General features: G+C 68.4%; 22 protein-coding genes and 1 pseudogene. All 23 read left to right on the top strand.

Annotated features, from left to right (window positions below):
- The first annotated feature begins 108 nt into the window (after window positions 1–108).
- The gene (dapF, locus tag AC07OC_RS25190; RefSeq protein ID WP_492244348.1) at window positions 109–990 is read left to right on the top strand and encodes a diaminopimelate epimerase; all 882 of its coding nucleotides are present in this window, start codon (window positions 109–111) and stop codon (window positions 988–990) included.
- Window positions 987–1676, top strand: a complete 690-nt coding sequence (locus AC07OC_RS25185) for a DUF484 family protein (protein WP_218293281.1) — start codon at window positions 987–989, stop codon at window positions 1674–1676. Before dapF ends, AC07OC_RS25185 begins: the two co-directional genes overlap by 4 nt.
- A 128-nt stretch (window positions 1677–1804) precedes the next feature.
- The gene (locus AC07OC_RS25180; protein WP_492805963.1) at window positions 1805–2773 is read left to right on the top strand and encodes a tyrosine recombinase XerC; all 969 of its coding nucleotides are present in this window, start codon (window positions 1805–1807) and stop codon (window positions 2771–2773) included.
- A gap of 237 nt (window positions 2774–3010) precedes the next feature.
- Window positions 3011–3681: pseudogene (gene lepB / locus AC07OC_RS25175) on the top strand (signal peptidase I).
- Window positions 3682–3775: 94 nt separating this feature from the next.
- Entirely contained in the window at window positions 3776–5011 is a 1236-nt protein-coding gene (locus AC07OC_RS25170; protein WP_218340445.1) for a class I SAM-dependent rRNA methyltransferase, read from the top strand.
- Window positions 5012–5125: 114 nt separating this feature from the next.
- Window positions 5126–6187, top strand: coding sequence for a CobW family GTP-binding protein (locus AC07OC_RS25165; RefSeq protein WP_218340444.1), 1062 nt, complete (start codon window positions 5126–5128; stop codon window positions 6185–6187).
- A gap of 181 nt (window positions 6188–6368) precedes the next feature.
- Window positions 6369–7169 (top strand): RNA polymerase-binding protein DksA, encoded by an 801-nt coding sequence (gene dksA / locus AC07OC_RS25160; RefSeq protein ID WP_218293285.1) that lies wholly within the window; start codon window positions 6369–6371, stop codon window positions 7167–7169.
- A 39-nt stretch (window positions 7170–7208) separates the two neighbouring features.
- The gene (locus AC07OC_RS25155; protein ID WP_218340443.1) at window positions 7209–8978 is read left to right on the top strand and encodes an STAS domain-containing protein; all 1770 of its coding nucleotides are present in this window, start codon (window positions 7209–7211) and stop codon (window positions 8976–8978) included.
- A 177-nt stretch (window positions 8979–9155) separates the two neighbouring features.
- Window positions 9156–9722 (top strand): ATP-dependent protease subunit HslV, encoded by a 567-nt coding sequence (hslV, locus tag AC07OC_RS25150; RefSeq protein WP_218293287.1) that lies wholly within the window; start codon window positions 9156–9158, stop codon window positions 9720–9722.
- Between the two features lie 116 nt (window positions 9723–9838).
- On the top strand, window positions 9839–11164 hold the full coding sequence (gene hslU, locus AC07OC_RS25145; RefSeq protein ID WP_218340442.1) for an ATP-dependent protease ATPase subunit HslU: 1326 nt from the start codon (window positions 9839–9841) through the stop codon (window positions 11162–11164).
- Window positions 11165–11419: 255 nt separating this feature from the next.
- Window positions 11420–11848, top strand: a complete 429-nt coding sequence (mraZ, locus tag AC07OC_RS25140) for a division/cell wall cluster transcriptional repressor MraZ (protein WP_218293289.1) — start codon at window positions 11420–11422, stop codon at window positions 11846–11848.
- An 8-nt stretch (window positions 11849–11856) separates the two neighbouring features.
- Window positions 11857–12783, top strand: coding sequence for a 16S rRNA (cytosine(1402)-N(4))-methyltransferase RsmH (rsmH, locus tag AC07OC_RS25135; RefSeq protein ID WP_218293290.1), 927 nt, complete (start codon window positions 11857–11859; stop codon window positions 12781–12783).
- Between the two features lie 132 nt (window positions 12784–12915).
- Window positions 12916–13251 (top strand): cell division protein FtsL, encoded by a 336-nt coding sequence (ftsL, locus tag AC07OC_RS25130; RefSeq protein WP_218340441.1) that lies wholly within the window; start codon window positions 12916–12918, stop codon window positions 13249–13251.
- Complete coding sequence (locus AC07OC_RS25125; RefSeq protein ID WP_218293292.1) at window positions 13248–14993, top strand: peptidoglycan D,D-transpeptidase FtsI family protein; 1746 nt, start codon at window positions 13248–13250, stop codon at window positions 14991–14993. Before ftsL ends, AC07OC_RS25125 begins: the two co-directional genes overlap by 4 nt.
- The gene (locus AC07OC_RS25120; protein ID WP_218340440.1) at window positions 14990–16498 is read left to right on the top strand and encodes a UDP-N-acetylmuramoyl-L-alanyl-D-glutamate--2,6-diaminopimelate ligase; all 1509 of its coding nucleotides are present in this window, start codon (window positions 14990–14992) and stop codon (window positions 16496–16498) included. The genes AC07OC_RS25125 and AC07OC_RS25120 overlap by 4 nt, the downstream gene beginning before the upstream one ends.
- Window positions 16495–17976: a UDP-N-acetylmuramoyl-tripeptide--D-alanyl-D-alanine ligase gene (locus tag AC07OC_RS25115; protein ID WP_218340439.1), complete on the top strand. Its 1482-nt coding sequence runs from the start codon at window positions 16495–16497 to the stop codon at window positions 17974–17976. Before AC07OC_RS25120 ends, AC07OC_RS25115 begins: the two co-directional genes overlap by 4 nt.
- A 66-nt stretch (window positions 17977–18042) precedes the next feature.
- Window positions 18043–19221 carry a phospho-N-acetylmuramoyl-pentapeptide-transferase gene (mraY, locus tag AC07OC_RS25110; RefSeq protein ID WP_218293295.1) on the top strand — a complete coding sequence of 393 codons (1179 nt, stop codon included), beginning with the start codon at window positions 18043–18045 and terminating at the stop codon, window positions 19219–19221.
- Window positions 19218–21215 (top strand): UDP-N-acetylmuramoyl-L-alanine--D-glutamate ligase, encoded by a 1998-nt coding sequence (murD, locus tag AC07OC_RS25105; RefSeq protein WP_494602501.1) that lies wholly within the window; start codon window positions 19218–19220, stop codon window positions 21213–21215. Before mraY ends, murD begins: the two co-directional genes overlap by 4 nt.
- Window positions 21212–22483, top strand: coding sequence for a putative lipid II flippase FtsW (gene ftsW / locus AC07OC_RS25100; RefSeq protein ID WP_218340437.1), 1272 nt, complete (start codon window positions 21212–21214; stop codon window positions 22481–22483). Before murD ends, ftsW begins: the two co-directional genes overlap by 4 nt.
- Window positions 22480–23547 carry an undecaprenyldiphospho-muramoylpentapeptide beta-N-acetylglucosaminyltransferase gene (murG, locus tag AC07OC_RS25095; RefSeq protein WP_218340436.1) on the top strand — a complete coding sequence of 356 codons (1068 nt, stop codon included), beginning with the start codon at window positions 22480–22482 and terminating at the stop codon, window positions 23545–23547. Before ftsW ends, murG begins: the two co-directional genes overlap by 4 nt.
- Window positions 23544–24977: a UDP-N-acetylmuramate--L-alanine ligase gene (gene murC / locus AC07OC_RS25090; RefSeq protein WP_218340435.1), complete on the top strand. Its 1434-nt coding sequence runs from the start codon at window positions 23544–23546 to the stop codon at window positions 24975–24977. The genes murG and murC overlap by 4 nt, the downstream gene beginning before the upstream one ends.
- On the top strand, window positions 24974–25960 hold the full coding sequence (locus tag AC07OC_RS25085; RefSeq protein WP_218293300.1) for a D-alanine--D-alanine ligase: 987 nt from the start codon (window positions 24974–24976) through the stop codon (window positions 25958–25960). Before murC ends, AC07OC_RS25085 begins: the two co-directional genes overlap by 4 nt.
- The gene (locus AC07OC_RS25080) at window positions 25957–26763 is read left to right on the top strand and encodes a cell division protein FtsQ/DivIB (RefSeq protein ID WP_218293301.1); all 807 of its coding nucleotides are present in this window, start codon (window positions 25957–25959) and stop codon (window positions 26761–26763) included. Before AC07OC_RS25085 ends, AC07OC_RS25080 begins: the two co-directional genes overlap by 4 nt.
- Window positions 26764–26788 lie beyond the last annotated feature (25 nt).

Genomic DNA, 26788 nt, shown 5'->3' with positions numbered 1-26788 from the left:
GGCGGAAAAACCGGTGCAGGCCGGGGTTCATTGGCGGGGTGGGGGTTCTGTCACAAGTTGCCCCGGGCGGGGTGCCGCGCACGCCGGCCCACCGACGATAATCCGGCCATGCAGATTCCCTTTACCAAAATGCAGGGCGCGGGCAACGATTTCGTGGTGCTCGACGAAACCCGGGGCCGCCTGGGGCTCGGCGCCGCCCAATACCGTTTCCTCGCCGACCGCCACTTCGGTGTGGGGGCCGACCAGATCCTCACGGTGCGGCCTTCGCCAGCGGACGGTATCGACTTCGAATACGTGATTCACAACGCCGATGGCGGCGAGGTGGAGCAGTGTGGCAACGGCGCCCGCTGCTTCGCGCGCTTTGTGCACGACAAGGGCCTGTCGGGCAAGGACACCCTGCGGGTGCAGACCAAAAGCGGCGTGATCGCCCCCCGCCTCACCCCCGATGGCCGCGTCACCGTGGACATGGGCCGACCGCAGTTCGAGCCCGCCCGGGTGCCGTTTGATGCCAGTGGTTTGACCGCCGTGGCACAAGGTTCAGGACAAAAATGGCCGCTGGCGCTGGATGGTAAAGCGCTGACAGCTACTGTTTTGGTAGCGGTTGTCTCCATGGGCAACCCGCACGCCGTGCAGCTGGTGGACAACGTGGACACCGCCCCGGTGCTGGAAGCGGGCCCCCTGGTCGAGCGCCATGCGCGTTTTCCGCAGCGCGTGAATGCAGGCTTTTTGCAGATCGTGGACCGCGCCCATGTGCGGCTGCGCGTGTTCGAGCGCGGCGTGGGCGAAACCCTGGCCTGCGGCTCGGGGGCCTGCGCGGCCGTGGCGGCCGGCATCCGCCTGGGCCTGCTCGACAACGAGGTGCATGTGGACACGCGCGGCGGCCGCCTCACCATCGCCTGGAGCGGCCAGGAGGCCGATTCCGTTTTCATGACCGGCCCCGCCACCACGGTGTTCGAAGGCCGGATCGACATTCCTGACACCCTCCTATGACGTCCCACATCCCCCCGATCACCGAAGACGACATCGCCCAGTTCCTCACCAACACGCCGGGCTTCTTCGAACGCCATGCCGAGGTGCTGGCCAGCGTGCAGATCACCAGCCCCCACGGCGCGCGCGCCGTGAGCCTGCAGGAGCGCCAGGCCGAGATGCTGCGCGAGAAGATCAAGGGCCTGGAGCAGCGCATCATGGAAATGGTGCGCAACAGCACCGAAAACGCCGCCATCGCCCACAAGGTGCACCAGTGGACGAGCGCGCTGCTGCAGGTGCGCGACCCGTTCGACCTGCCGCAGGCGGTGGTCGATGGCGTGCGCACCCTGTTCGACGTGCCCCAGGCCGCGGTGCGCGTGTGGGAGGTGGCTGCGCCGTACATCGATGCCGACTTCACCCAGGGTGCCAGCGAAGACGCCCGCGCGTTCGCCTCGTCGCTGACCATGCCGTTCTGCGGCCCCAACCTGGGGTTCGAGCCCGCAGGCTGGCTCGCGGCCGAGGCGGGCGAACCCGCCCAGTCGCTGGCCCTGCTGCCGCTGCGCGAGGGCGCCATCGACAGCGCCACGCCCGCGTTCGGCCTGCTGGTGCTGGGCTCGCAAGACCCCCAGCGGTTTGATGCCACGATGGGCACGGAATTTCTGTCGCGCATGGCAGAACTCGCCAGTGCCGCCCTGCTGCGGCTGAAGTGATGCCCCCCTGTGCGGCTGCGCCGCTTCCCCCCTGCGGGGGGAAGCCACCCCCGGCCCGGCAAAGCCGGTTCCACGGTGGCGCTGGCCTTGGGGCGCGCCAGTTGCCTGGGTAGTGCCCCGTGTCCGACATGCTGGCCACACAGATTCCCCCGGACCCGCACGTCCTGCGTTACCTGGAGCATGTGCGCGTCGAAAAGCGGCTGGCGGCGCGCACGCTCACGCTCTACACCCTGGACCTTGAAAAGCTCGCGCAGTTTGCGGCGGGGGTCGGCGTGCCCCTGCTGCAGCTGCAGACCGCGCACATCCGCCGTTTTGTGGCGCAGATGCACAGCGGCGGGCGCAGCGGGCGGGGGATTGCGCTCATCCTCTCGGGCTGGCGCGGGTTCTTCATCTGGGCGGGGCGGCAGGGGCTGATCCCGCACAACCCCGTGCAGGACGTGCGCGCCCCCAAGGCGCCCAAGCCCCTGCCCAAGGCGCTGGGGGTGGACGACGCCGTGCGGCTGGCCGAATTCGACAACACCGGCGCCGACCCCTGGCTGGAGGCGCGCGATGCGGCCATGGTGGAGCTGCTGTATGGCTGCGGCCTGCGCGTGGGCGAACTAGCGGGGCTCGACGCCATCCCCAACGCCGACACCCAGCGCCTGGGCCGGGGCTGGGTGGACCTGCAGGCCGGCGAGGCCCATGTGTTCGGCAAGGGCAGCAAGCGCCGCAGCGTGCCCGTGGGGCGCGCGGCCACGGCGGCGCTGCAGGCCTGGCTGCGGCTGCGGGCCACGCCCTTCGGCGGCGAGGGCTCGGCGCGCCTTGACACGGCACTGTTCGTCGGCCAGCGCGGCAAGCGGCTCACGGCGCAGTCGATCTGGCTGCGCCTGCGCCAGCGCAGCCAGCAGGCGGGCCTGACCACGCCGGTGCACCCGCACATGCTGCGCCACTCGTTCGCCAGCCACCTGCTGCAAAGCAGCGGCGACCTGCGCGCGGTGCAGGAGCTACTGGGCCACGCCAACATCACCACCACGCAGGTCTACACGCGGCTGGATTTCCAGCACCTGGCCAAGGTGTATGACGCGGCGCATCCTCGGGCTAGAAAGAAGCCCCCCTGAGGCGCTGCGCGCCTTCCCCCGGAGGGGGACGCACCCGGTGGCCCGGCAAAGCCGGTTCCACGGGTGCACTGGTGGGGGCGGTGCGCGCTGCGGGCGTTGGTGGCGTGTGGACGGCTTCTGGCGCTGATCGGGCATGCCGGTGGGCTGCGGCCGTGGGCCGGTGCCACGGAACCAAGATGTGACGCCGTGCATCCGAGCAAGGGGTGCTTGCTGTAGGGCGCCTTGGAGTGTCTCGCCATGCTGCTGAAATGGATCAAATCGAACCGTGGGTTCCTCGTGCTGCTGCTGTGCTTCGGCATCTTTCGCACGGCGGTGGCGGACTGGAATCCGATTCCTTCGGGGTCCATGCGGCCCACGCTGCTCGAAGGGGACGTGGTGTTCGTCAACCGGCTGGCCTATGACCTGAAGCTGCCGCTCACCGATGTGGTGCTGGCGCGCCTGGGCGAGCCCGCGCGGGGCGATGTGGTCACGTTCTCGTCGCCGCGCGATGGCACGCGGCTGATCAAGCGCATCGCGGCGCTGCCGGGCGACACGGTGGAGATGCGCGACGAGGTGCTGTACCTCAACGGCGAGGCCGCGCGCTACGACGCGCCCGAGGCGGTGACCGAACACCTGGCCGAGCGGGCGCGCAGGTGCCCGCCACCCGCTGGACGGAGCACCTGCAGGGCCACGAGCGCCGGGTGCAATTGCTGCAGGGCGTGACGGCACACCGCAGCTTCGGCCCGGTGACGGTGCCCGAGGGCCAGTACCTGGTGCTGGGCGACAACCGCGACAACAGCGCGGACTCCCGCTACATCGGCTTCGTCCCGCGTCACCTGCTCATCGGCCAGGCGCGGCGCGTGCTGGTGTCGGCCGACATCCTGGAGAACTGGGCGCCGCGCATCGGGCGCATCGGCCACCCGCTCTGACGCGGGCAGGCCGTCAGCAAGTGCGGGGCGGCACGGCCAGCGCCCTGCAGCACTGGCCGGCGGCGGGGCGCATTCACGCGACAATCGCCCCATCATGAAAACCCTTCGCCTTCGCCCTGGCAAAGAGCGCTCGCTCTTGCGCCGCCACCCCTGGATCTTTGAATCGGCCATCGCCAAGGGCGGCGGCGACAGCGGCGAGACCGTGCGCGTGGAATCGCACGAGGGCCAGTTCCTGGCCTGGGCGGCGTTCAGCCCCAGCTCGCGCATCCGCGCGCGGGTGTGGAGCTTTGATGAGGCGCAGCGCATCGATGCTCCTTTTTTCATAGCTGCTTGCGCACGATCCATCATCGCCAGAGCCCGTTTTGATGTACAAAGCGACGGTGTGCGCCTGGTGCACGGCGAGTCCGACGGCCTGCCGGGCCTCATCGTGGACCGCTACGGCGACACCCTGGTCGCGCAGTTCACCAGCGCCGGGACCGAGCGCTGGAAGGACGTGATCGCCGATGCCCTGCTGCGCGAGACGGGTCTGGTCAAGCTCTATGAACGCTCGGACGCCAGCGTGCGCGCGCTCGAAGGCCTCGAGCCCGCCACCGGCTGGCTGCGCGGCGGCCCCACGGGCGCGCCGGGCGCCGGCGAAGGCCCGCCGCTCGAGCTCACCATCCACGAACACCAGTGGAACCTGACGCTGAACATCGCCGAAGGCCACAAGACCGGCTTCTACCTGGACCAGCGCGACAGCCGCAAGCGTTTTGCCGACTACGCGCAGCGCCTGGGCTTCAAGGACGTGCTCAACTGCTTTTGCTACACCGGCGGCTTCAGCGTGGCCGCGCTGGCCGGCATGCGCGCCAGCGGCGCATCGGCGGACGGGCATGTGACGTCCATCGACTCCTCCGGCCCCGCCCTGGAGCGCGCCCGCGCCCATGTGGCGCTCAACGGGTTCGACTTGAACCACGCGAGCTTCCTGGACGCGGACGTGAACGCCTCGCTGCGCCAGTTCCTCAAGGAAGGCCGGCGCTTCGACGCCATCGTGCTCGACCCGCCGAAGTTCGCGCCCACGGCGGCCCACGCCGAGCGCGCTGCACGCGCGTACAAGGACATCAACCGCCTGGCGCTGCAGCTGCTCACGCCGGGCGGCGTGCTGTTCACCTTCTCGTGCTCGGGCGGCATCAGCGCCGACCTGTTCCACAAGATCGTGGCGTCGGCCGGCGCGGATGCCGGCGTGGACGGCTTCATCCTGGAGCGCCTGGGCGGCGCGCCCGACCACCCGATGACCCTGGAATTCCCCGAAGGCGAGTACCTCAAGGGGCTGGTGGTGATGCGCAAGGGCTGAGCGCGGCAAGGGCTTGACAGCGTCGGTACACTGAAAACAACCCCTTGCGCCACGCACACCCGGCCCGCAGTGCCGGGTGCCGCGCATGGGTTCATCCCTTGAAGGACAAGAAACATGGCATTGATCCCCGTCACCATCCTCACCGGCTTCCTGGGCTCGGGCAAGACCACCTTGCTCAAGCGCCTGCTCTCCGAAGCCCACGGCCAGAAGATCGCCGTGATCGAGAACGAATTCGGCGAAGAGAACATCGACAACGACATCCTCGTGACCGAGTCCAAGGAGCAGATCGTGCAGATGAGCAACGGCTGCATCTGCTGCACCATCCGCGAAGACCTGCGCGAGACGCTGCAGCTGCTGGCCGCCAAGAAGCGCAAGAACCTGCTGGAGTTCGACCGCATCGTCATCGAGACCACCGGCGTGGCCGACCCCGGCCCCGTCGCGCAGACCTTCTTCATGGACGAGGAGATCGCCGAGACCTACCTCATCGATTCCATCATCACGCTGGTGGACGCCAAGCACGCGCCCCAGCAGCTCAACGACCGCCAGGAAGCGCGCCGCCAGGTGGGCTTTGCCGACCAGATCTTTTTGTCCAAGACCGATCTGGTCAGCGCCGAGGAAACCGACGCGCTGATCCATCGCCTGAAGCACATGAACCCGCGCGCGCCCATCAAGGCCGTGCATTTCGGCGAGGTGCCGCTGTCGGAAGTGCTGGACCTGCGGGGCTTCAACCTCAATGCCAAGCTGGACATCGACCCCGAGTTCCTCAAGGAAGAGGGCGACGGCCATGACCACCACGACCATGACCACGAGCATGGCGAGCACTGCAGCCACCCCTCGCACCAGCACGACCACGGGCACGGCCATCACCATCACCACGATGACGACGTGAAAAGCTTCGTCTTCCGCTCCGAGCGGCCGTTCGATCCGGCCAAGCTGGAGGATTTTCTCGGGGCGATTGTCAACATTTATGGCCCGCGCATGCTGCGCTACAAGGGCGTCCTGAACATGAGGGGCACCGAGCGCAAGGTGATCTTCCAGGGCGTGCACCAGCTCATGGGCAGCGACCTGGGCCCCCAGTGGGCCGAAGGCGAGCCGCGCACCAGTAAGATGGTCTTCATTGGCATCGACCTGCCCAAGGACATCTTTCTGCAGGGGCTGGAGCAGAGCCTGGTCTGACCCCGGCGGGGCGGCCCGAGGGCAGGGGGTTGGCGGCTGGTTTGTGTTGTATCTGCAACGTTTCCGTTTGCGTCAGCCCAGGTCGATACAATCGCGCCCCGGTAAAACCCCGGAAGGCTTGCCACCCGCCCTTGGCTGCGAATGCGGCTGGGGCCCGCCCGTATTGCGAGGAGACCAGGAAGTGAAAGCCGACACCAGCAAATCCAAGGGGGCCACCAAGGCAACCCCTGCCGCGGCGAAAACCGCCGCCGCCCCTGCGGCAACCAAGGCTGGCGCGAAGGCTGCCGCCAAGCCGGCTGCAGCACCCAAGGTCGCCGCCAGCCCGGCGGCCGTGGCGACTCCCGCTCCAGCACCCGTGCTGCAGGCCGGTTCGCAGGTACCCGTGCGCACAACCCGGCCTTCTTCCCGATTGGCCCAATTGACCGTACCATCCATGGCACAGACAGTGGCTTCGACCGCTGCCAAAGCCAGTTATCTACATACCATGCCCACGACCGTGCAAGCGCAGCCCACCTATACGGCTGCCAAAAAAGACCCCAAGCTGGCGAACAACTGGAAGACCAAGTCCGCCGCCGAGCTGACCGACGCCGAAGTCATGGCCATGCCTGACAGCGAGTACATGAACGACAAGCAGATGGCGTTCTTCCGCCTGAAGCTCGTGCAGCTCAAGCAGGACATCCACAACAGCGCCGGCGAAACCACCGAGCACCTGCGCGAAGACACCGTCGTCGTGCCCGATCCCGCCGACCGCGCCACGATCGAGGAAGAGCATGCCCTGGAGCTGCGCACCCGCGACCGCGAGCGCAAGCTGCTCAAGAAGATCGAGCAGTCCATTGCCCGCATCGACGCGGGCGACTATGGGTACTGCGATGAGACCGGCGAACCCATCGGCGTGGGCCGCCTGATCGCCCGCCCGACGGCTACGCTGTCGCTGGAAGCGCAGCAGCGCCGCGAACTCAAGCAGAAGATGTTTGGTGATTGACCTGGCCGCCCGGCCTGATCCCCACGCGCGCCCTGAGCCATGAGCAAGGAAGAAACCACCCCTGGCGGACTGCTTTCGAAGGTGGTGCGGTTTGTGCGCAATCCCACGGTCAACTGGACGGAGCTGGACTCCGCGCAGAATGACCGGGAGAGCCAGTACAGCAAGCAGATGCTCAAGGAGATGATCGAGCGCAAGCGCCGCAACGATTTCGTGCGGCGCCGCGAGTTCGATCAGCTGCGCAAGCTGCGCCAGCGCGAGGTGCTGCAGGGGCAGCGCACCGAGGACCCCACCGCCAGGCCGTCGTTCTTCCAGAGCAGCATGGCGTCGCCCGACGAACGCGCCGTGACGCTCAAGAAGATCGACGAGATCGAGGCGCAGATGTCGCAGCAGTGGTGGAAGAGCAAGCAAGGGGCCGAGGCGCCCACCCAGCCGGGCGTCATGCCCGAGCCCCCCAGCGCGGCAACGACGGATTCCGCGCACGCCAGGGCCTACGCGCCCACCGCGCCCGGCAGCCTGCCTGCGCCGCTGGGCGACAACAACAACCAGGCCGCCGGTGTCCAGCCGCTGTTTGCCGATGACAGCATGGCGATTGGCCGGTTTGGCGGCACCGATGCGCAAATGCTCGCGGGCCCAGGCCCGGGCGAAGCGTCCTTCAGCCCTGCGGCGGCTACAGCGGCAACGCCAGCGCCGGCATCCGAACCGGAGGAATTCGTGCACGAACCCGATCTAGAAGAAGCCGCCATCCGGTTCGCCAATGGCGACCACGCGGGGGCAGAGTCCGGCCTGCTCGACGTGCTGGCCCAGCACCAGCAGGATGATCCCGAAGAGCAACTCGAAATCTGGATGACGCTCTTCGACCTGTACCGCGCAACCGGTCAGCACGACCGGTTCGACACCCTGGCCATCGACTTCGCCGCACAGTACAGCCGTTCGGCGCCGCTGTGGTTCTCCATGCCGCAGCAGCTGGGCATGGCGCCGGCTGCCGCCGCGGCGGGGCCTGGTGCCACGGGCGCCGTGCCGGCCGGCGCGGCGCGCCGCGATTTCAGCTGGAATGCCCCGGCCTCTCTGGCGGTGTCGTCCGTCGCCGCGCTGCAGGCCTCCCTGGCCCGCGCCGCGTCCCCCTGGACGCTGTCCTGGACGCGCCTGGCCGCCATCGACGAAGCCGCGGTGCCTTTGCTGGCCGACCAGTTCACCCAGTGGGCCGAGCGTGACGGGCAACTGGTGTTTTCGGGGGTCGAGAAGCTCAATGCGCTGCTCGACGCCAAGACCCAGTCCGGAGACCGTGCCACCAGCCCTGAGTGGTGGCGCCTGCGCATGGCGGCGCTGCGGCTCATGGGCAAGCCCGACGAGTTCGAACTGGTCGCGCTCGATTACTGCGTGACCTACGAGGTGTCGCCGCCCTCCTGGGTATCGCCGCGCTGCGGATATTCGGACAACGAGGGCGTGTCTTCCGGGGCCGCGCCGCTGTCGGTGGACAGCGACTTCTTGGCGTCCGACCTGGGCGAGTCGGTGCCCGCGCCCGCGGAGACGGGGCCCGTGGCCCAGCTCAGCGGCCACATCGACGGCGATGCCACGCCGCTGCTGGAGCCCTTCCAGGCCCTCCTGCGGCCCGGCGTGCCGCTCACCATTGCGTGCGACAAGCTCATCCGCGTGGACTTTGCCGCCGCGGGCTCGGTGCTCAACTGGGCGGCCGAGCAGCAGGGCCAGGGCCATGTGATCCAGTTTCACAACCTGCAGCGGCTGGTGGCCATCTTCTTCAATGTGATCGGCATCAACGAGCACGCCTGGGTGGTGCCCCGCAAGAACTAGGGCCACGCCCTGGCCGGCTGCTCCGCTCGGTGCGGCCGCCAGAGACGGCGGCTCTTCGGAACCGCCCTGCCCGGGCAGGCATGCCTGGAACCGCGGCCTCCGCCCCTTCTGCCGCGCGCAGCGCCCGTGGTGGCGGTGTGCTTGCAAAATGGGGGCCTGTCCCCATCTGCGGCTGCTATGGACTCATCACCAAACCAATCCCCGGTGTTCCACGGCACCACCATCCTGAGCGTGCGCCGCGAGACCCCGGCAGGCATCCAAGTGGCCATTGGCGGCGACGGCCAGGTCACCCTGGGCAACATCGTGGTCAAGGGCACGGCCCGCAAGGTGCGCAAGCTCTACCATGGCAAGGTGCTCGCGGGCTTCGCGGGGGCCACGGCCGATGCCTTCACGCTGTTCGAGCGTTTCGAGGCCAAGCTCGAAAAACACCAGGGCCACCTCACGCGCGCGGCCATCGAGCTCACCAAGGACTGGCGCACCGACCGCGTGCTGCGCCGCCTGGAAGCCATGCTGGCGGTGGCCGATGCGAGCGCGTCGCTCATCATCACGGGCAACGGCGACGTGCTCGAACCAGAGCAAGGCATCGTGGCCATTGGCTCGGGCGGCGCCTATGCGCACTCGGCCGCCAAGGCGCTGCTGGTGAACACCGATCTGTCCGCGCAGGACATCGTCAAGAAATCGCTCGAAATCGCCGGCGAGCTGTGCATCTACACCAACATGAACCACACCATCGAGACGCTCTGAGCGCGCGGGATGGTCCTGCCCCCGGGGATGCCCGGGAGCGGTTTGCTCTGTTTTTTATAGCTTTTGGCGCTTGTTGAGCATGCGCTGGAGCCTCATTTGATACCAGGAAGACCTGTATGTCGTCCATGACCCCCCAGGAAATCGTCTCCGAACTCGACCACCACATCGTGGGCCAGGCCAGCGCCAAGCGCGCGGTCGCCATCGCGCTGCGCAACCGATGGCGCCGCCAGCAGGTCGAGGGCAGCCTGCGCCAGGAGATCACGCCCAAGAACATCCTCATGATCGGCCCCACTGGCGTGGGCAAGACCGAGATCGCGCGCCGCCTGGCCCGGCTGGCCGACGCGCCCTTCATCAAGGTCGAGGCCACCAAGTTCACCGAGGTGGGCTATGTGGGCAAGGACGTGGATTCCATCATCCGCGATCTCGCCGAAATGGCGGTGAAGCAGACCCGCGAGTCCGAGATGAAGAAGGTGCGCACCCGCGCCGAAGATGCGGCCGAGGAGCGCATCCTCGACGTGCTGATCCCGCCGGCCCGGGCCGCGGCAGGCAGCGAGCCCGCGGCGGACAACACGGCGCGGCAGGTGTTTCGCAAGAAGCTGCGCGAAGGCGCCCTGGACGACAAGGAGATCGAGATCGACGTGGCCGAGGGCCGCCCCCAGCTGGAGATCATGGGGCCCCAGGGCATGGAGGAAATGACCGAGCAGCTGCGCGGCATGTTCAGCCAGATGGGGCAGGACAAGCGCAAGACGCGCAAGCTCAGGATCGCCGAGGCCCTCAAGCTGCTCACCGACGAAGAGGCTGGCAAACTCGTCAACGAGGACGAGATCAAGGCCCGGGCCGTCGCCAATGCCGAGCAGAACGGCATCGTCTTCATCGACGAGATCGACAAGGTGGCCGCCCGCCAGGAGACCAGCGGCGCCGACGTGTCGCGCCAGGGCGTGCAGCGCGACCTGCTGCCGCTGGTGGAGGGCACGACCGTGTCCACCAAGTACGGGATGATCAAGACGGACCACATCCTGTTCATCGCCTCCGGTGCCTTTCACCTGTCCAGGCCCAGCGACCTCATTCCCGAGTTGCAGGGGCGTTTCCCGATCCGGGTCGAGCTGGAATCCCTGTCGGTGAAGGACTTCGAGGCCATCCTCACGCAGACCCATGCCTCCCTGGTCAAGCAGTACCAGGCCCTGCTGGCGACCGAGGGCGTCACGCTCGAGTTCGCGCCCGAGGGGATCACGCGCCTGGCGCACATCGCGTTCGAGGTGAACGAACGCACCGAAAACATCGGCGCGCGCCGCCTGTCCACCGTCATGGAGCGCCTGCTGGACGAGGTGAGTTTTGATGCCACGCGCCTGTCGGGCCAGACGGTCACCGTGGACGCCGCCTACGTGGACGCCCGCCTGCAGACGCTGAGCCAGGACGAGGATCTGTCGCGCTACATCCTGTGACCACTCGGTCAAGCCTTGAGAGGTCACTTTCATAGGCCTCTCTAAGTGCTTCTTTTTCAACGACTTTTGGCTTTCCTGTGCCTACAAAGTCGCGCCTAAGTCGTTGATTTCATTGCAAAAGTTTGTTGGACACCCCCTTGTTCGGTGTGCTTTTCCTGCTACAGTGCAAAAAAGTGCAATTAAGTGGTGAAAAGTGCCCTCCAGGTCCATTGCACGGACCGGCGAGGCGCAAAAACCGAGTTGGGAAATCCGTCCGTGTTTCAAGGTGCTTCGTCGCTGAGTCTCGATGCGAAGGGTCGGCTGTCCGTGCCGACCCGGCATCGTGACGTCCTCGCGGCCACGGCATCCGGCCAGCTCACCATCACCAAGCACCCGCACGGCTGCCTCATGGTCTTCCCCCGCCCGGAGTGGGAGAAGTTCCGCGAGCGCATCGCCCAGCTGCCCATGTCCGCCCAGTGGTGGAAACGCATCTTCCTGGGCAATGCCATGGATGTGGAGATGGACGCCACGGGCCGCGTGCTGGTTTCGCCCGAGCTGCGCGAGGCGGCCGGTATCTCCAAAGACACCATGCTGCTGGGCATGGGCAACCATTTCGAACTCTGGGACAAGGCCACCTACGACGAGCAGGAGGCCAAGGCCATGCAGGGCGAGATGCCGGATGTCTTCAAGGACTTCTCCTTCTAAGGCGCGCGGTGACATCCTCCTTGCAACACACCACCGTCCTGCTCGAAGAAGCCGTGGATGCCCTGCTGGGCGGCGCCGGCGCCACGCCCGCGGGCACCTGGGTGGACGCGACCTTCGGGCGCGGGGGGCATTCGCGCCTCATCCTGCTTCGCCTGGGGCCGCAGGGGCGCCTTGTCGCCTTTGACAAGGACCCCGAAGCCATTGCCGAAGCAACGCGCATCACCGATGCGCGTTTTTCCATTCGGCACGAGGGTTTTCGCCATCTGGCCGACCTTCCGCCCGCCAGTGCGGCGGGCGTGCTGATGGACCTGGGCGTGAGCTCGCCCCAGATCGACAGCCCCGAGCGGGGCTTCAGTTTCCGTTTTGACGGCCCGCTGGACATGCGCATGGACACCACGCGCGGCGAAAGCGTGGCCGATTGGTTGGCCACGGCCGAAGTCGGTCAGATTGCGGAGGTGATACGTGACTACGGTGAAGAACGGTTTGCTGGCCCCATTGCAAAGGCGATTGTTGCTCGGCGCGAAGAACGGGGTCCTCTTGCAACCACCGCCGAACTGGCCGACCTCGTGGCTGGCGCGGTCAAAACCCGCGAAGCGGGCCAGAACCCTGCAACGCGCACATTTCAAGCTCTTCGGATTTTCATCAACGCCGAGCTTGAAGAGCTGCAACAGGCGCTAGAGGCCAGCCTCTCGGTGCTGCAGCCGGGCGGGCGGCTGGTGGTGATCAGCTTCCATTCGCTCGAAGACCGCATCGTCAAGCAGTTCATCGCCAAACACTCCAAGGAGGTCTACGACCGCCGTGCGCCCTTTGCCGCGCCCCAGGCCATGAAGCTCGTGGCCCTGGACCGCATCAAGCCCGGTGCCGCCGAAGTGGCGGCCAACCCCCGTTCGCGCAGCGCCATCATGCGCGTGGCCGAGCGCACCGAGGTGCAGTGATGAAGCGCCCCCTGAGCCGCCTCGCGCCTTCCCCCTCCAGGGGGACGACGCCCTCGCTGCGCAACGGCCCTGGCCCGGTGTCCCTGGGTGGGGCCGTGGCGGTTTCATGCTGCGGCATGGCAGGCAGCTGACATGACAAGGCTCAACGTCGTCTTGCTGGTGGCCGTGCTGGCCAGCGCGATCTATCTCGTGCACACCCAGTACGAGTCGCGCCGCCTGTTCACCGAACTCGACCGCGCCACCGCCGAGGCGCGCCGCCTGGAAACCGAACACCAGCGCCTGCAGGTGGAAAAGCGTGCGCAGGCCACGCCGCTGCGCGTGGAGAAGATCGCGCGCGCGCAGCTCAACATGCGCACGGCCACGCCGGCCATCACGCAGTATGTGTCCGACCCCCAAGGAGTGGCCGCCGCCACGGCCGCCGCGGCCACCAGTGCGGCGCCGTCCCGGACCGAAGGAGCGCAGCCATGAGCCGCAGCGTGCTCTACACCTCCAGCCCGCTGCTGGCGAGCAAGACGCCCGTCTGGCGCAGCAAGTTCATCGTGGCGGCGATCGCGCTGGGTTTCATGGGGCTGGCGGGGCGCGCTGCCTACGTGCAGGTGTTTGGCAACGCCTTCTTCCAGCGCCAGGGCGAAGTGCGCTTCGCGCGCACGCTGGAGCTGCCGGCCAACCGCGGCAAGATCGTGGACCGCAATGGGCTGATCCTGGCGTCCAGCGTGCCGGCGGCCAGCATCTGGGCCATTCCGGAAGACGTGGAGCAGGACAGGCCCGAGGTCCGCGCCAAGCTCAAGCAACTGGCCAAGCTGCTCGACATGCCATTGGCCGAGTTGCAGCGCAAGCTGGCCGATGAAGACAAGACCTTCGTCTGGATCAAGCGCCAGCTCGACTGGGATGTGGGCCGGGAGATCGCGGCACTGGACATCAAGGGCATCTACCAGCGCAAGGAGTACAAGCGCCAGTACCCCGAAGGGGAAGCCGCGGCCCACGTGGTGGGTTTCACCAACGTGGAAGACCACGGGCAGGAAGGCATGGAGCTGGCCTTCGACAAGGAGCTGGCGGGCAAGGCGGGCTCGCGTCGCGTGATCAAGGACCGCCTGGGCCGGGTGGTCGAGGGCGTGGGCGAGACCGTGCCTCCGGTCGATGGCAAGGACATGCAGCTGTCCATCGACAGCAAGGTGCAGTTCTTTGCCTACCAGAAGCTGCGGGACCAGGTCGCGCTGCACAAGGCCAAGGCGGGCAGCGTGGTGGTGCTCGATGCCCACACGGGCGAGCTGCTGGCGCTGGCCAACTACCCGAGCTATGTTCCCGACAAGCGCCAGAACCTCACGGGCGAGCAGCTGCGCAACCGCGCGCTCACCGACGTTTTCGAGCCCGGCTCGACCATGAAGCCGTTCACCATCGGCCTGGCGCTGGAATCGGGGCGCGTGCGGCCCGACACCATCGTGGACACCAATCCGGGCCGGATCAATATCACGGGCTCCACCATCTCCGACACCAGCAACCACGGCGTGCTCACGGTGGAAGGGGTGATCCAGAAGTCGAGCAACGTGGGCACCACCAAGATCGCCATGCAGATGCCCGCGCGCGAGATGTGGGAGACCTTCTCGGCCGCGGGCTTCGGCCAGAAGCCGCAGCTGCATTTTCCTGGCGTGGTGACGGGGCGCCTGCGCCCCTACAAGACCTGGCGCCCGGTGGAGCAGGCCACCATGTCCTACGGCTACGGCCTGTCGGCCAGCCTGTTCCAGATGGCGCGCTCGTACACGGTGTTCGCCAATGGCGGCCGCGTGATTCCGGCCACCATGTTCAAGACCTCCGAGCCCGCCCTGGGCGTGCCCGTGTTCTCCGAACGCACCGCCGACCAGGTGCGCAAGATGCTGCAGATGGCCGCGGGCCCCGGCGGCACCGGCCAGAAGGCGCAGACCCTGGGCTACTCGGTGGGCGGCAAGTCCGGCACCGCGCGCAAGCAGGTGGGCAAGAACTACGCCTCGGGCAAGTACCGGGCATGGTTCACCGGCATGGCGCCCATCGACAAGCCGCGCATCATCGTGGCCGTGATGATCGACGAGCCCAGCAACGGCGTGTTCTACGGCGGTGCCGTGGCCGCGCCCGTGTTCAGCGAAGTCGTGCAGCAGACGCTGCGCATGATGGGCGTGCAGCCGGACATGGCGGTCAAGCCGCAGATCGTGGCCAAAGAGGTGGAGGAATCGCTATGACAACGGCCTTGCCTTTGCTCGCCTCGGTGCACGACGCCGTCGCCTGGCTGCGCGAGCGGGTCACCGGCACGCTGCAGACCGACAGCCGGCAGGTGCGCCCCGGCGACGGCTTCATCGCCTGGCCCGGCGCCGCCACCGACGGCCGCGCCCACATCGCGGACGCGCTGTCGCGCGGCGCCGTGGCCTGCCTGGTGGAGCATGAAGGCGTGGAGGCATTTGCGCTCGAAGGCCTGCCGGTGGCGGCGCTCCATGGCCTGAAGGCGGCCACCGGCCTCATCGCGGCCGACTGGTTCGGGCAGCCCACGCAGCGCCTGGATGTGTTGGCCGTGACGGGTACCAATGGCAAGACCAGCACGAGCTGGTGGCTGGCCGAGGCACTTAATGTGCTATCAAAAAATGAGCTTATTCCGCAAGGTGGATGTGCGCTGGTAGGCACTTTGGGTATGGGCACACCGCCCGCACTCACCAGCACCGGCATGACCACGCCCGACCCGGTGCGGCTGCAGCGCGCGTTCCAGCAGTTCACCGATGCCGGCCGCACGGCCTGCGCCATCGAGGCCTCGTCCATCGGGCTGGCCGAGCACCGCATGGCGGGCACGCGCATCCGCGTCGCGCTGTTCACCAACTTCACGCAGGACCACCTGGACTACCACCCCGGCATGGCCGCCTACTGGCAGGCCAAGAGCATGCTGTTCGACTGGCCCGGCCTGCAGGCCGCGGTGGTCAACATCGACGACCCGCGCGGTGCCGAGCTGCATGCCTCGCTGGCGGACCGGCTGCTGGACCTGTGGAGTGTTTCCATCACCGGCCCCGCGCGGCTCGCGGCGCGCGACATCGCCATGGGCGAGGGTGGCCTCTCCTTCACGGTGGCCGAGGGCGTGCACACGCATGTGCTGCAGACGCGCGTGATCGGGCAGTACAACGTCTCCAACCTGCTGGGTGTGCTGGCCGGGCTGCGCGCCTTGGGCGTGCCGCTGGAGCACGCGCTCTACGCCTGCGCCCAGCTCTCGCCCGTGCCCGGCCGCATGGAGCGGATCCACCACCCCGGGCAACCCCTGGTGGCCGTGGACTACGCCCACACGCCCGACGCGCTGGACAAGGCCCTGCAGGCGCTGCGCCCGGTGGCCCGGGAGCGCGGCGGCAAGCTCTGGTGCGTGTTCGGCTGTGGCGGCGACCGCGATGCGGGCAAGCGCCCCCTGATGGGCGCCGTGGCGCAGCAGCAGGCCGACCTCGTGGTCGTGACCAGCGACAACCCGCGCAGCGAAGACCCCGCGGCCATCCTGCACCAGATTCTGCAAGGCACCATCGCCAGCAACGTGGTGCGTGCCGAGCCCGACCGTGCCATCGCCATCGCCCTGGCCGTGGCCGAGGCCGCGCCCGCCGATGTGGTGCTGATCGCCGGCAAGGGCCATGAAGACACCCAGGAGACGGCGGGCGTGCGCGTGCCGTTCTCCGACATGGCCCATGCGCAGAGCGCGCTGCAGGCCCGCGGAGCACGCCCATGAGCGCCACCCCGGCCGTGATGATGACCCTGCAGCAGGCGCTGGCCCTGGTGCAGCCGCGCATTCCCGCCGCGCGCCTGGTGGGCGATGGGGCCACGCCGCTGGCCCGCGTGCACACCGATACGCGCAGCTTGCAGGCGGGCGACCTTTTCGTGGCGCTCAAGGGCGAACGCTTTGACGCCAACGCTTTCCTGGCCGATGCCCGCGCCGGTGGCGCCGCCGCCGCCATCGCCCATGGCGGCCTGCAAGCCGCCGGCCTGCCCGGCATCGAGGTGCCGGACAGCCTGGCCGCGCTGGGCGCGCTGGCCGCGGGCTGGCGCGCGCAGTTTGGCCTTCCGTTGATCGGCGTGACGGGCAGCAACGGCAAGACCACGGTGACGCAGATGATCGCGTCCATCCTGCGCGCCTGGAAAGGCGAGGCCGCGTTTGCCACGCAGGGCAATTTCAACAATGACATCGGCGTGCCTTTGACACTGCTGCGCCTGCGTGCCGGCCATGCGGCGGCCGTGATCGAGATGGGCATGAACCACCCGGGCGAGATCGCCACGCTGGCCGCCATGGCGCGTCCCACGGTGGCACTGGTCAACAACGCGCAACGCGAGCACCTGGAGTTCATGCACACGGTGGAGGCGGTGGCGCGCGAGAACGGCTCCGTGTTGGCCAGCCTGCCCGCCGACGGCGTGGCGGTGTTTCCTTCGGGGGATGCCTACACCGCCCTCTGGCGCTCGATGGCGCCGGGGCGCCGCACCGTCACCTTTGGCGAAGGCGGCGATGTGGCCTGCGCACAGGCTGCGTGGGGCCAGGGTGCCTGGGCCGTCACGCTGGCCACGCCGCGGGGCGAGGTGGCCACCCAGCTGCACATTGCCGGGCGCCACAACGTGGCCAACGCGCTGGCGGCCGCGGCCTGCACGCTGGCGGCGGGCGCACCGCTGGCCGCCATTGCGCAGGGGCTGAACGATTTCGTGCCGGTCAAGGGCCGCTCGCGCGCCTTCAGCGTGCGCATCGCGGGCCGCGAGGTCACCGTGGTGGACGACACCTACAACGCCAACCCCGACTCCATGCGCGCCGCCATCGACGTGCTGGCCGAACTGCCCGGCCCGCAGCTGCTGGTGCTGGGCGATATGGGCGAGGTGGGCGACCAGGGGCCGCAGTTCCATGCGGAGGCCGGTGCGCATGCGCGCGCGGCCCGCATCCCCTGCCTCTTTGCGCTGGGAGACCAATCGGTGCACGCCACCACGTCCTTTGGCGAGGGCAACGGCGGTGTGGCCCGGCATTTCAACGATAGGGGCGCGCTGCTGGATGCGGTGCGCCAGGCCCTGCCCACGGTGGGCAGCGTGCTGGTCAAGGGATCTCGATTCATGAAGATGGAACAGGTGGTGGAGGCGATCGCCTCTGCCGCGCAAGCGCAGGACAACCAGGAACAACAAGAGCGACAACCGCCGACGCAGGCACGGGAGGGACACCATGGCGCAACGCATTGAGAGCGTGCTGGAAGCAGCAGTCGGAGCCTGCGTCCGTGCGGCGCGGCCGCCCGTGGGAGGTGCCGCATGCTGCTGATGCTGTCGCAATGGCTGCAGGGCCTGTCGCCCGAGTTCGGCTTTTTCCGCGTGTTCCAGTACCTCACGTTCCGGGCGGTGATGGCGGCCATGACGGCGCTGCTCATCGGCCTCATCGCGGGGCCCAAGGTGATCCGCGTGCTCACCTCGCTCAAGATCGGCCAGCCCATCCGGGGCTATGCCATGCAGACGCACCTGTCCAAGAGCGGCACGCCCACCATGGGCGGCGTGCTCATCCTGCTGTCGATCGCGATCTCGACCCTGTTGTGGTTCGACCTGTCCAACCGCTTCGTGTGGATCGTGCTCATCGTCACCCTGGGCTTTGGCGCCATCGGCTGGGTGGACGACTGGCGCAAGGTGGTCAACAAGGACCCCGAGGGCATGCGCTCGCGCGAGAAGTATTTCTGGCAGTCGGTCATCGGCCTGATCGCCGCGCTGTACCTCGTGTTCAGCATCTCGGAAAGCTCCAACGCCAAGGTGTGGGAGCTGTTCGTGGGCTGGGTGCAATCGGGCTTCTCGCTCGATTTGCCGCCCAAGGCGGGGCTGCAGCTGCCGTTTTTCAAGGAAATCAGCTACCCGCTCGGAGTGCTGGGCTTCGTGATCCTGACCTATCTCGTGATCGTGGGCTCCAGCAATGCCGTGAACCTGACAGACGGGCTGGACGGCCTGGCCATCATGCCCGTGGTGATGGTGGGCTCGGCGCTGGGCGTGTTCGCCTACGTCACCGGCAGCTCGGTGTATTCCAAGTACCTGTTCTTTCCGCACATCCCGGGCTCGGGGGAGCTGCTGATCTTCTGCGCGGCCATGGCGGGCGCGGGCCTGGCCTTCCTGTGGTTCAACGCGCACCCCGCGCAGGTGTTCATGGGCGACGTGGGCGCGCTGGCGCTGGGCGCGGCGCTGGGCACCATCGCCATCATCGTGCGCCAGGAGATCGTGCTGGCCATCATGGGCGGCATTTTCGTGGTCGAGGCGCTGTCCGTGATGCTGCAGGTGACCTGGTTCAAGTTCACCAAGAAGCGCTACGGCGAAGGCCGGCGCCTGCTCAAGATGGCGCCGCTGCACCACCATTTTGAAAAGAGCGGCTGGAAGGAGACCCAGGTGGTCGTGCGCTTCTGGATCATCACCATGCTGCTGTGCCTCATCGGCCTGTCCACATTGAAACTGCGATGAACCCGGACGATCCCCTCATCCCGGCGGCACCAGCCGATCCTCCCGTGGCGGCCACGGGCATGGATGCGCCTGCCGGAACGCCGGAGGTGGAGCTGCCACCAGAGCGGTCCACGGCGGATGTGGTGCCGGGCGACCCAGGCGTGACCGACGTGGCCGGGCCCGGCGCGCTGTCCGCCGCCGAACCCATGGACGCCACGGCCGGCGCGACGGAACCTGCGGCAAGCGCCGATGGCACGGCCGGGGCTCCCGGGCCCGCCACAGGCGCACGCGCAGCCAACGCGGCGGCCAATGCCTGGGACCCTGAAAAGCCGCCCGCGGTCTCCGCCGCCAAGGCCGCCGCCGATTTCGTGGCGCAGATTTTTGCCGAGGTGGCGGCCCCAGAGGCCGCGTCTGCGCTGCCGCAGGTGGCTGATGAAGAAGAAGCCACGCAGGACGCTCCAGCCGATGGGCCCGCCGAGCCCCTGGGCCGGCCCGGCGAAGGCCTGCGTCCGCTGCTGGGCCAGAAGATCCTCATCCTGGGCCTGGGCGCCTCGGGCCTGGCCATGGCGCGCTGGTGCGTGCGCTGTGGCGCCGAGGTCACCGTGGCCGACACGCGCGCCGCGCCGCCGCAGCTCGCGGTGCTGCAGCAGGAGCTGCCCCAGGTGCGTTTTGTGGCCGGTGCCTTCGACGCCAGCCTGGTCGAGGGCCAGGACCTGCATGCGGTCTACCGCTCACCGGGTTTGAGTCCCCAGACAATTGCTCCTGTTTTAGTAGCTGCCAGCGCCTGTGGAATAAGCGCTGGTGGTGAATTGAGCTTGTATTCCATGGCGCTGGGCGCGCTCAAGGCCTCGCACGGCTACGCCCCGGCGGTGCTGGCGATCACGGGCACCAACGGCAAGACCACGGTGACCTCGCTCACGGGGCAGCTCGTGGAGCGCTCGGGCCAGAGCGTCGCCGTGGCCGGCAACATCGGCCCCACGCTGCTCGACACGCTCGCCAGCCACATCGACGCGGGCACGCTGCCCGAGGTGTGGGTGCTGGAACTCTCAAGCTTCCAGCTCGACGGCGTGACCGGGTTCGAGCCCACGGCGGCCACCGTGCTCAACATCACGCAGGACCACCTGGACTGGCACGGCGACATGGCGGCCTATGCGGCGGCCAAGGCGCGCATCTTCGGCCAGGCCGGGCTCATGATCCTGAACCGCGAGGACGCGGCCGTGATGCAGATGTTGCCGCCGCCGGTCAAGGTCAAGCTGCAAAAGCCCCAGGTGCGCGAGCACCTGACGTTTGGCGCAGACATGCCCCAGCGCCCCGGCGACTTCGGCATCGAGGTGGTGAGCGGCATGCCCTGGCTGGTGCGCGCCATGGATGCGGACGAAACCCGCAAGCGCGGCCGCAACGAGGCCGCAGAGGACCTGCACATCCAGCGCCTGATGCCCGCTGACGCGCTGCGCATCCGGGGCCGCCACAACGCCGTGAACGCGCTGGCCGCACTGGCGCTGGCATCGGCGGCAGGCTGCACGCTGGCGCCCCTGCTGTACGGGCTGCGCGAGTACCGGGGCGAGCCGCACCGCGTGGAGCCCGTGGCCATCATCCACGGCGTCGAGTACTTCGACGACAGCAAGGGCACGAACGTGGGCGCCACGGTGGCGGCCCTCACCGGCCTGGGCGCGGAGCGCCGCATCGTGGTCATCCTGGGCGGCGATGGCAAGGGCCAGGATTTTTCTCCGCTGGCCGCGCCCGTGGCGCGCCATGCGCGCGCGGTGGTGCTGATCGGGCGCGATGCGCCGCAGATCCGCGCCGCGCTGCAGGACAGCGGCGTGGCACTGGTCGACGCCGAGACCCTGCCGCAGGCCGTGGAACTGGCCTCGCAGCGCGCCCATGCGGGCGATGCGGTGCTGATGTCGCCCGCCTGCGCGAGCTTTGACATGTTCAGAGGCTACGAGCACCGCGCCCAGGTCTTCTGCGACACGGTGCATGCCCTGGCGGACGATGCGACAGGAGGCGCGGCATGAGTGCACCGGCCAGCAGCTTCCTGCAGCGCGTGGCGGGCTGGTTCGGCGGCCTGCCCGGCAAGGCCGTGGACGTGCTGCCGGTGCGCGTGGGCGGCACCGACTACCGGCCCCGCACCACCAGCACGCCGGCAAGCGTGCTCGGGTTCGACCAGGCGCTGCTGTGGGTGGTGGTGGCGCTGCTCGCCTGGGGGCTGGTGATGGTGTATTCGGCCTCCATCGCGATGCCGGACAACCCGCGTTTTGCCAACTACGCCTCCACCCATTTCCTCACCCGCCATGTGATGTACCTCGTGGTCGGGTTCGTCGCGGCGCTGCTGGCCTTCCAGGTGCCCATGGCGCTGTGGGAGCGCATGGCGCCCTGGCTCTTCGTGGTGGCGCTGCTGCTGCTGGTGGCCGTGCTGATTCCCGGCGTGGGCAAGGTGGTCAATGGCGCGCGGCGCTGGCTGTCGCTCGGGCCCATCGGCTTTCAGCCCTCCGAGGTGGCCAAGTTCGCCGTGCTCATCTACGCGGCCGACTACATGGTGCGCAAGATGGACGTGAAGGAGCGGTTCTTCCGCGCCGTGCTGCCCATGGGGGCGGCCGTGGCCATCGTGGGCGTGCTGCTGCTGGCCGAACCGGACATGGGGGCCTTCATGGTGGTGGCGGTGATCGCCATGGGCATCCTGTTCCTGGGCGGCGTGAACGCCCGCATGTTCTTCCTGATCGCGGGCGTGCTGGTGGCGGCCTTCGGCATCATGATCGCCAGCTCCCCCTGGCGGCGCGAGCGCGTGTTCGCCTACCTGGATCCGTTCAGCGAGGAGCACGCCCTGGGCAAGGGCTACCAGCTCTCGCACTCGCTGATCGCCATCGGGCGCGGCGAGATCTTTGGCGTGGGCCTGGGCGGCAGCGTGGAAAAGCTGCACTGGCTGCCCGAGGCCCACACCGACTTCCTGCTGGCCGTGATCGGCGAGGAGTTCGGCCTGGTGGGCGTGGTCACGCTCATCGTGCTGTTCCTGTGGATGACGCGCCGCATCATGCACATCGGCCGCCAGGCCATCGCCCTCGACCGCGTGTTCGCGGGCCTCGTGGCGCAGGGCGTGGCGATCTGGATCGGCTTCCAGGCCTTCATCAACATGGGCGTGAACCTGGGCGCGCTGCCCACCAAGGGGCTCACGCTGCCGCTGATGAGCTTCGGCGGATCCGCCATCTTGATGAATCTGGTGGCATTGGCCGTGGTCTTGCGTGTGGACTATGAAAACAAATTGTTGATGAGGGGAGGGCGCGTATGACGCAAAAGACCGCCCTCATCATGGCCGGCGGCACCGGCGGCCACATCTTCCCCGGACTGGCCGTCGCCGAGGAACTGCGTGCACGCGGCTGGCGCGTGCACTGGCTGGGCGCGCCGGGCAGCATGGAGTCGCGCATCGTGCCGCAGCACGGCTTCGCGCTGGAGCTCATCGACTTCTCGGGCGTGCGCGGCAAGGGACTCGTCACGCTGGCTTTGCTGCCGCTGCGCCTGCTGCGCGCGTTCTGGCAGGCGCTGGCCGTGGTGCGGCGCGTGAAGCCGGATGTGGTGGTGGGCCTGGGCGGCTACATCACCTTTCCGGGCGGCATGATGGGCGTGCTGGCCGGCAAGCCCCTGGTGCTGCACGAACAGAACTCCGTGGCCGGCATGGCCAACAAGGTGCTGGCGGGCGTCGCGGACCGCGTGTTCACGGCCTTCCCCGATGTGTTCAAGAAGGGCCAGTGGGTGGGCAACCCGCTGCGCACCGCCTTCACCCGGCAACCCGGCCCGGCCGAACGTTTTGCGGGCCGCTCCGGCCCGCTGCGCCTGCTGGTGGTGGGGGGCAGCCTGGGCGCACGGGCCCTCAACGAGATCGTGCCGCAGGCCGTCGCGCTGATGCCCGCCGAACAACGCCCCACCGTGGTTCACCAAAGCGGCGCGACGCAGATCGACGCGCTGCGCGCCCACTATGCGGCCGCCGGGGTCGATGCGGAGCTGACGCCATTCATCGACGACACCGCCAGCGCGTTTGCGGAGGCCGACATCATCGTCTGCCGCGCGGGGGCGAGCACCGTGACCGAAATCGCGGCCGTGGGCGCGGCGGCCGTGTTCGTGCCATTCCCTTCCGCCGTGGACGACCACCAGACCACCAACGCCCAGTTCCTGGTGAACGCCGGCGGCGGCTGGCTGGTGCAGCAACGCGACCTGACGCCCGAGGGGCTGTCCGGGATGCTATTGAATATGCAGCGTTCCACCCTGGTGGGTGTGGCGCTTAAAGCTAAAGACATGCAAAAAACCAACGCCACCCGCGAGGTGGTGACTGCCTGCGAGGAGCTTGCAACACCATGAAGCACGCCATTCGCCATATCCATTTCGTCGGCCTGGGCGGCGCCGGCATGAGCGGCATCGCCGAGGTTCTGTTCAACCTGGGCTACCGCATCTCCGGCTCCGACCTGGCCGACAGCGCCACGCTGCGCCGCCTGGAGGGCCTGGGCATCAAGACCTGCCTGGGCCACGCGGCGGCGCACATCGAAGGCGCCGATGCCGTGGTCACGTCCACGGCCGTCACGCCCGACAACCCCGAGGTGCTCGCAGCCCGGGAAAAGAAGATCCCGGTCGTACCCCGCGCGCTCATGCTGGCCGAGCTGATGCGCCTGAAGCAGGGCATCGCCATTGCCGGCACGCACGGCAAGACCACCACCACCAGCCTCGTGACCAGCGTGCTGGCCGAGGCGGGCCTGGACCCCACCTTCGTGATCGGCGGGCGACTGAACAGCGCGGGGGCCAACGCCAAGCTGGGCAGCGGCGACTACATCGTGGTCGAGGCCGACGAGTCGGATGCCTCGTTCCTGAACCTGCTGCCCGTGATGGCCGTGGTGACCAACATCGACGCCGACCACATGGACACCTACGGGCACGACTTCGGCCGGCTCAAGGGCGCGTTCGTCGACTTCCTGCACCGCATGCCGTTCTACGGCACGGCCGTGCTGTGCGTGGACAGCCCGGCCGTGCGCGACATCCTGCAAAGCGTGACCTGCCCGATCACGAGCTACGGCTTTTCCGAAGATGCCCAGGTGCGTGCCATCAATGTGCGCGCCGAGGCGGGGCAGATGCGCTTCACCGTGCAGCGGCGCAACGGCGTCACCTTGCCGGACCTGGACATCGTGCTCAACCTCGCGGGCGAGCACAACGTGCTCAACGCGCTGTCGGCCATCGCCATCGCCGTGGAGCTGAACATCCCCGACGAGGCCGTGCAGCGCGCGCTCGCCGGCTTCAAGGGGGTGGGGCGGCGCTTCCAGAGCTACGGCAACCTTCCCGCCCGGGATGGCGGCCAGTTCACCGTGATCGACGACTACGGCCACCACCCGGTGGAGATGGCCGCCACGTTGGCAGCGGCGCGCGGCGCCTTCCCGGGCCGCCGCCTGGTGCTGGCCTTCCAGCCCCACCGCTACAGCCGCACGCGCGACTGTTTCGAGGATTTCGTGAAGGTCATCGGCCATGCCGACACCGTGCTGCTGACCGAGGTGTACGCCGCCGGCGAGGCGCCCGTGGTGGCGGCCGACGGCCGTTCACTGGCGCGCGCGCTGCGCGTGGCCGGCCGCGTGGAGCCGGTGTTCATCGACAACGTGGCCGACCTGCCGCAGGCCATCGCCGACAACGCGAAGGACGGCGACGTGGTGATGTGCATGGGCGCGGGCTCCATCGGCGCCGTGCCCGGCAAGGTGGTTGATTTGCTACAAAATAATGAGCTTAAGGCGCTGGAGGGGAGCGCGCTATGACCCTTTTTGATTCGAATTTTGATGTGAAGTCCCTGGGCAAGGTGGCCGTGCTGATGGGCGGCGACTCGGCCGAGCGCGAGGTGTCGCTGATGTCCGGCAGCGGCGTGCTGCAGGCCCTGCGCTCGCGCGGCGTGGACGCGCATGCGTTCGACCCCGCGCAGAACCCGCTGGGCGATCTCAAGCGCGACGGCTATGCCCGCTGCTTCATCGCGCTGCACGGCCGCCATGGCGAAGACGGCACGGTGCAGGGCGCGCTCGAACTGCTGGGCATCCCCTACACGGGCCCGGGCGTGATGGCCTCGGCCATCGCGATGGACAAGGTCATGACCAAGCGGGTGTGGCTGGCCGAGGGCCTGCCCACGCCGCGCTACGTGTGGCTGGCGCCCGACCGCCAGCAGCGCGAGGTGGTGCGCACCGTGCCCGACGAGCTGGGCCTGCCGCTCATCGTCAAGCCGCCGCGCGAGGGCTCGTCCATCGGCGTGACCAAGGTGCGCGGCTATTCGGACATGCAGGAGGCCGTGCAGCTCTCCGCGAAATACGACCCCGATGTGCTCTGCGAGGAATTCATCGACGGCGAGGAAGTCACCTGCGCCGTGCTGGGCCAGGGCGCCGGCGCGCGCGCGCTGCCCGTGATCCGCATCGTGGCGCCCGACGGTGCCTACGACTACCAGAACAAGTATTTCACCGACGACGTGAAATACCAGTGCCCGAGCGGCCTGCCCGAAGCGGAAGAGCGCGAGATCCAGCGCATCGTGCTGGACGCCTACCGCAGCCTGGGCTGCCGGGGCTGGAGCCGCGCCGACCTGATGCTGCGCGCCAGCGACCGCAAGCCCTTTCTGCTGGAGATGAACACCTCGCCGGGCATGACGGGCCACTCCCTCGTGCCCATGGCCGCGCGCGCTGCGGGCATCAGCTACGAGGAGCTGTGCCTGCGCATCCTGGCCGATGCCGTGCTCGACACGCAAGGAGCCGCCGCCAAATGAACTCCGCGCTGCCCGCACCGCTGGACGTCAAGCTCATGAACCTGACCGCGTCGGTCCTGTTCGTGGGCTGCGCCCTGCTCGTGCTGGCGGCGGGTGCCTGGTGGATGCTGCGCTATCCGGGCTTCGCGATCGCGCGCATCGTGGTGCAGGGGGAGCTGGTGCACAACAACGCCGTCACCCTGCGGGCCAATGTGGCGCCGCACCTCGCGGGCAACTTCTTCACGGTGGACCTGCGCGCCGCGCGCGCGGCGTTCGAGCAAGTGCCCTGGGTGCGCCGCGCCGAGGTGCGGCGGGTCTACCCCGGCAGCCTGCAGGTGGAGCTGCAGGAACACGAGGCCGTGGCGTACTGGGGACCGGAGAGCGGCTCGGCCATGGTCAACCGGCAGGGCGAGGTGTTCGAGGCCAACGTGGGCGATGTGGAGCAGGACGGCCTGCCCCGCCTGCTGGGCCCCGCGGGCAGTTCCCCCGAGGTGCTGCAGATGTTTGGGCTGCTGCAGCCGGTGTTCAAGCCCCTGGGGCTGGAGGTCGAGTCCCTGGAACTGACCGGCCGGGGCGGCTGGCGCGCCAGGCTCGACAGCGACGCGGTGGTGGAGCTGGGGGGCGGGGCACCGCAGGAGGTGGTGCAGCGCACGCAGCGCTTCACGCGCACCTTGACCCAGGTGGCGGCGCAGTACGGCCGGCGCGTGGAGTCCCTGGAATCCGCGGACCTGCGGCACGCCGGGGGGTATGCGCTGCGCATGCGCGGCGTGAGCACCGTGATCCCCGATGCCATGGGCGCCGCGGGTGGCGTGCGCAGGAGGTGACGGCATGCAACAGCAGCAGCAACAG

It is taken from the genome of Acidovorax sp. GW821-FHT10E04 (assembly GCF_059415185.1).
This window is presented reverse-complemented; position numbering and strand designations above follow the sequence as displayed.